This window comes from Effusibacillus pohliae DSM 22757 (assembly GCF_000376225.1).
Classification (GTDB): domain Bacteria; phylum Bacillota; class Bacilli; order Tumebacillales; family Effusibacillaceae; genus Effusibacillus; species Effusibacillus pohliae.
Genome location: NZ_AQXL01000051.1, coordinates 1 through 4346, shown reverse-complemented (window position 1 = coordinate 4346; position 4346 = coordinate 1). Strand labels below are relative to the sequence as shown.

Sequence of the window (4346 nt, the reverse complement as noted above, 5' to 3'; positions counted from 1 at the left end):
CGCGGTCTGGCATGCCGTGAGCCTTGAAATACTGGGCCACTTCATCGTGAATCACTGCACGAATCCGGCCGGTTTCCCCAGAATCATATCCGGGTAGCTACGGTTCCCGCATCTGCTATAATGGAGGCATCCAAACAATGAAGGGAGACGCGTTATGTGCGGACGCTATACCCTGACGGCAGAAATCGATCAGGTGATGACTCGGTTCGGTGTCTCGACGATCACCGCCGACTACCAGCCACGCTACAATATAGCCCCCGGACAGCTCATCATGGCTGTCATAGCGGATTCCGGCAAACGCAGGATCGGACAGCTCAAATGGGGACTCGTGCCGTTCTGGGCGAAGGATGAGAAGCTCGCGTTCAAAATGATCAACGCCCGCGCGGAAACAGTCCACGAGAAACCTGCATACAAGCACGCGTTCCAACGGAAACGCTGCATCATTCCAGCGGACGGGTTTTATGAGTGGAAGGCGACGCCGGCCGGCAAGCAACCAATGCGGATCACACTTCGGAGCGGTGAAATTTTCGGGATGGCCGGCCTGTTCGACACATGGGAGGCTCCGGACGGGCGGAAAGTGCATACGTGTACCATTCTGACCACGAAGCCGAACGAACTCATGGCGGAAATCCACGATCGGATGCCCGTGATTCTTCGGCCGGAGGACGAGGAAATTTGGTTAAACAGGGATGCGTACGACCAAGATCTATTGCTTTCGCTCTGCCAGCCGTTTCCGGCGGAGGAGATGCGGGCGTATCCGGTTTCGCAGATGGTCGGGAACGTGCGGATTGATTCCTCGAAGTGCATTGAAGAATATTTACCAGAATAAGCTTGTCTTGTCCGGGTTAGATTTTAGTTTTCGCTCTGTTCGCTTAAAGTGTAAGATGACAACAGGGAATTTGTTGTCCTATGATCGAATTTGAAGTTCTATACCACAAAAAAGGAGGTTAATATTTTGATTAATGCAGATAAGGTCACGCAATGGAAGAAGGACATCCAAGATTCAGTTGATATGTATAATGACTGGTTTTTGAAGTTTGCCCCTGATACATATCGGGAGAGCAGGAAAAAGGCTACTAGTGAAGTTCGGGAGGCATTTAACCTAACGAAGGACTTGCGGGATATCAATCCGACCGCACTAAAAAATTTTCCTAAGGTATTGCCTACGTTGCGTATGTGCACGTCTCCCCCCTTAGCTCGAGACCGGCTTGTTGGGCTGGCATCTACCACAAAAAATCTGGTTGGAGTACTGGAGGAAGGGAAGCTACCAGCAAGAATGAAGGCTTCTGATCTCGATAATCATCTCGAACGAATTTGTGATACCATTCTCTTCCTTTTGGATATAGATATTTTCCCTTGGCTCGTTACAGAAAATCCTCCCGAAGAGAATGAACGTGATCGTGCAGCGACTATCGTAGCGGATAGGCTCACAGGTGCCGTGGCTGACCCAATCATCCGTAATGCTCAGGAAGAACGTCAATTGAAAGCAATTAAGGCATTCTTGGAAGAATTGGAATACCAGTATGAGGATCCTGAACCAGGGACTACACCTATTGAGATAAAGCCAGGAACATTCTGTTTTAGGTATAACGTTAAGGTCAAACAAGAGGAAAAAGACGTTAATATTCCGATTGATGTTGTGATTCAGCCAAAGGAGCCTCGTGACAACTTGATGCCGATTTTCATCGAGTGCAAGTCGGCTGGTGACTTTACAAACACTAATAAGAGACGTAAAGAAGAGGCAACTAAGGTGCGCCAACTCAAGGATACATATGGAGAAGAAGCGCAACTGTATCTTTTCCTGTGTGGTTATTTCGATGCCGGTTATCTCGGTTATGAAGCTGCGGAGGGATTGGATTGGATTTGGGAACACCGAATCGAGGACATGTTGCAATTGGGGCTCTAACGGTTGACCTTACTGAAACAGAAGAGATTCGACTAACAGAGCAGAATCGATTAGACGAAATGAGCACAGCAGCAGAGAGGAACGCCTTGGGGCAGTTCGCAACACCGCCCCAACTGGCTCGGGACATAGCTCAGTTTGTTGCCAGCCTTTGGGGCCAAAGAGAAGATCGGATTCGATTCCTAGAGCCTGCTGTTGGCTCAGGTTCTTTTTATTCTGCTTTACTCCAGACCATTCCAAAGCATAGATGGAATTCTGCTTTGGGAATCGAAATAGACCCTAAGTTCGCAAACATTGCTCGTAAACTTTGGAGGCCTTTTGGTCTAGAAGTTCAGGAGGCAGATTTCACTCGATTAGTACCTCCTGAATCAGATAAGGAACGAGCAAACTTGATTGTAACGAATCCACCATATGTCCGTCACCATCACCTGGACAGAGAAACTAAGGTCTGGTTGAAGGCTCAAGTTAAACTTCGTCTAGGGCTAGACATCAGTGGTCTTGCAGGACTGTACTGCTATTACCTACTGCTGTCTGATGCGTGGTTGGCGTCTGAGGGGATCAGCATATGGTTGATTCCCACAGAGTTCATGGAAGTGAACTATGGGGCAACTTTGCGTCGCTATCTCACGGAGAGAGTAACCCTTCTGCATGTCCACGTATTTGACCGAAATGATGTGCAGTTTGATGACGCCCTCGTCTCTTCCGCGATTGTGGTTTTTCAAAAGAAACAACCTCAGCCAAATCATGAAGTCACTTTATCCTTTGGTAATAGCTTGACTGCCCCAAAGGTGACTACCAAAATTTTGGCTGGAAAACTTGGCAAGATACGAAAGTGGACAAGCCTTGTTACTTCTTCTAAGACATCTGACGATAAAAACATTGACCAGATTACGCTGTCCAGCCTGTTTATCATCAAAAGAGGGCTCGCAACGGGGGCCAATGACTTCTTCATTTTGCATCGGTCGGAAGCCAAGGCAAAGGGTATTCCTGAGAAGTTCTTAAAGCCTGTTTTGCCTAGCCCTCGCTACATGCGAGAAACGGTTATAGAGGCCCAACCTGACGGATACCCAGTACTTCCTGACCAGTATTGTTTGATTGACAGCGACCTACCTGAAGACGTCATAAAACGAGAGTACCCTGACTTCTGGGCCTACCTAGAGCAAGGGAAAGCAATGGGTGTTCACAAGGGATACCTTGCTAGTAAGCGGAAACGTTGGTATCAGCAGGAGAATCGCGAACCTGCTCCTTTCCTTTGCACATATTTGGGACGGGATAAGGGGGGGAAGGGAAAGCCATTCAGATTCATTTGGAACAAGTCTCGGGCGCTGGCCACTAACACTTACCTACTTCTTTATCCGACTGAGTTGCTTGCAGAGGCTCTCAAGAAGGAGGAGTCTTTATATGCTGTTATCTTTGGACTTTTACAAAACATTGACGTTGCCGACTTACTCGGTGAGGGCAGAATGTACGGTGGCGGTTTGTACAAGTTAGAGCCGTCCGAACTTGGGAGAGTTCCTGCCACCAAGTTCCTGGAGGCTATTAATGGAGTTGTCGAGCCTCGAGGTGGAAAAGGCTAATGCTCAAAACGAATTAAAATAAGGAGTTGAAAACAACAATACCTGCAAACAGAGCGTAACAAAAAACCGCCTCGCTGGGCGGTTATTTTTTCGGGGTTTTGCCATCAAGAAATACGTCGTTCGTATTCTTCACCTCGTCCTTGTAGATCCCCAGCGACCAGATTCCTTTCTTGGCCTCACGTGCCTGCATTTGCAGTTTCGTGAACAAATCGACGTACTTCACATTCGGGGGAATCGTCATGAGCTGGGCATATCCTTCTTTCAACAGGATCGCGTTGTACATATATTTTTCAACATCCTCCTGCGTTTTCGGCTCCTGCAGGTAAAGGTAGGCCAGCGTCCGTCCGTATTTGTCTTTGGGCTGTACATCCGTTTCGACAAAGACTTTCTTCCCTTGCAGTTGGGACTTCGTGAAATCGCTGGCTTCCTTTCCCATCGGCATCGGTTCCACGCCGGGTTTCACGGATTCCGGAGTGTTGACGCCGATCAGCCGGACTTTTTCGCCGCCCTCAACTTCTACTGTGTCGCCGTCAGCTACGTGCGTTACGGTCGCCCAGCGGCCTTTGATATTGACCGAAGCTGTCGGTTGCTGTGCTGCCGGTTGCTTCGTTTCAGTCGCTACCTTTGTTTGATTTGCCGGGGCTGCGTTGTCCTTCGGAGCGGTACATCCAGCCAGCAAAGCAATCGAAACGATTGCTATGTATAGTTTTTTCATGACGCATTCCTCCTACGGCATATTTATTTGGCATGGCTTCAAAAGCAGCGGCCCCGAGTGCTGCCAAAAAGTCTACTCGGACAGGCGATTGCGTACAGCTTGAACCAATGGGACTGTCAACATCGGATGTAAAATCCCCAATAGCATCGGA

Annotated in this window: 4 protein-coding genes; 3 read left to right on the top strand and 1 reads right to left on the bottom strand. The window is 48.6% G+C overall.

Going from position 1 to position 4346, the window contains the following annotated elements; all coding sequences use genetic code 11:
- Positions 1–154: 154 nt before the first annotated feature.
- From C230_RS0100830 to C230_RS0100820, 3 genes are all read left to right on the top strand, one after another.
- The gene (locus C230_RS0100830; protein WP_018130190.1) at positions 155–829 is read left to right on the top strand and encodes an SOS response-associated peptidase; all 675 of its coding nucleotides are present in this window, start codon (positions 155–157) and stop codon (positions 827–829) included.
- Positions 830–955: 126 nt separating this feature from the next.
- Entirely contained in the window at positions 956–1906 is a 951-nt protein-coding gene (locus tag C230_RS0100825; RefSeq protein WP_018130189.1) for a XamI family restriction endonuclease, read from the top strand.
- Entirely contained in the window at positions 1858–3480 is a 1623-nt protein-coding gene (locus C230_RS0100820; RefSeq protein WP_018130188.1) for an Eco57I restriction-modification methylase domain-containing protein, read from the top strand. The genes C230_RS0100825 and C230_RS0100820 overlap by 49 nt, the downstream gene beginning before the upstream one ends.
- A gap of 82 nt (positions 3481–3562) precedes the next feature.
- On the opposite strand, the gene C230_RS18950 is transcribed toward C230_RS0100820, so the two are convergent.
- Positions 3563–4195 (bottom strand): thermonuclease family protein, encoded by a 633-nt coding sequence (locus C230_RS18950; protein WP_018130187.1) that lies wholly within the window; start codon positions 4193–4195, stop codon positions 3563–3565.
- Positions 4196–4346: the final 151 nt, after the last annotated feature.

What these genes read in the sequence shown, in the direction of transcription:
- C230_RS18950 (WP_018130187.1), bottom strand. Translation starts at nt 4,195, where the DNA reads ATGAAAAAACTATACATAGCAATCGTTTCGATTGCTTTGCTGGCTGGA.
- C230_RS0100830 (WP_018130190.1), top strand. Translation starts at nt 155, where the DNA reads ATGTGCGGACGCTATACCCTGACGGCAGAAATCGATCAGGTGATGACT.